Raw genomic sequence first — 486 nt, forward strand, 5'->3', positions numbered from 1 at the left:
GAGGTTTGACGGAACAACGGCATAGCCGATCCGGCCTGCATAGGATCTATTACGATACCGAACTGGCATTCGGGTCCGAGGATCCGGCCAATCCAGCGATGACACGGCGCGTCATTACGCTGATGCGGCCAGCGGACTACTGATCAGTTCAGGGGCGGACATGTCACTGCGCCGCGGGGCATAGGCCACGTAAATGGTGGTGAGGTAACGAGCGCATGAGCAGACACAAAGTACCGCTTCGTGACGGGATTGCAGCTGCCAGTGCCTATGTCGGATGGGACCGACCGCTTCAGACCTATTTCGCGCAGGTTCTGAGCCTCCCTGACGAAGACGGGGAGGAAATCGAACTCGTATGGGTCGGAACCGCTTTCAGCGAGCTGCCCCGCGCGGTTGACGCAATCCGCGCGCTCGAGCCCTATTGCCATATCGAGGCAAGTCTTGCCGCACAGCTCGAGATCGACAGGATGGCATGCCTCGCCACGCGCG

General features: G+C 60.3%; 2 protein-coding genes. Both read left to right on the plus strand.

The annotated features are described in order from the left end of the window. Positions 1-5: 5 nt before the first annotated feature. Positions 6-143 carry a DUF3768 domain-containing protein gene (locus AX735_RS24905; protein WP_120222518.1) on the plus strand — a complete coding sequence of 46 codons (138 nt, stop codon included), beginning with the start codon at positions 6-8 and terminating at the stop codon, positions 141-143. A gap of 72 nt (positions 144-215) precedes the next feature. Next, the coding region (locus AX735_RS05970; RefSeq protein WP_066277182.1) for a hypothetical protein at positions 216-486 on the plus strand (271 nt) is incomplete at its 3' end.

Source organism: Blastomonas sp. CCH1-A6, assembly GCF_001556365.1.
In the GTDB taxonomy this organism is placed as follows: domain Bacteria; phylum Pseudomonadota; class Alphaproteobacteria; order Sphingomonadales; family Sphingomonadaceae; genus Blastomonas; species Blastomonas ursincola.